The following is a 488-nucleotide window of genomic DNA, read 5'->3' as shown; positions in this document are numbered from 1 at the left end:
CCCACTTTTCATTTGGTTTTTCAGCTTGGAAGTTGCGATTTAAAATATTTGGCGCAATTTTCCCAACTGTCCCTTTGTAAGAGCGATATTTTTTCATACGAACCAGACATTTTAACCCTAATTCTTTCATAAGGCGATATACTTTTTTATGATTTACTTTGTGTCCACGATTCATAAGTTCATCACGAATACGACGATAACCATAACACCCATCGTGTTCATTATAAATAGCTTGAATCAGTTCTTTTACCTCCTCATTTGGATCAGGACGATTAAAACGTTTCATCCAGTAATAGTACGTACTACGTGGAATGTTTGCGAGTTGAAGTAACTCCTTGATAGGAAATTCATGCCTTAACTCGTAGATTACTTGCGCTTTGTCTTGTTTGGTGATTTTTCTTTGTTTTGAACTAAGGCATTCAACTTTTTTAAATATGCATTTTCCATACGTAAACGCTCATTTTCCGCTTGTAAAGCTTCGATTGATC

The 488-nt window shown here is 35.5% G+C and carries 1 pseudogene; it reads right to left on the bottom strand.

What is annotated here, in order from left to right:
• Window positions 1-488: pseudogene (locus MR147_RS26785) on the bottom strand (IS3 family transposase); the annotation flags it as partial.

It is taken from the genome of Bacillus cereus group sp. BfR-BA-01350, from assembly GCF_022663775.1.
GTDB lineage: Bacteria > Bacillota > Bacilli > Bacillales > Bacillaceae_G > Bacillus_A > Bacillus_A paranthracis.
This window is presented reverse-complemented; position numbering and strand designations above follow the sequence as displayed.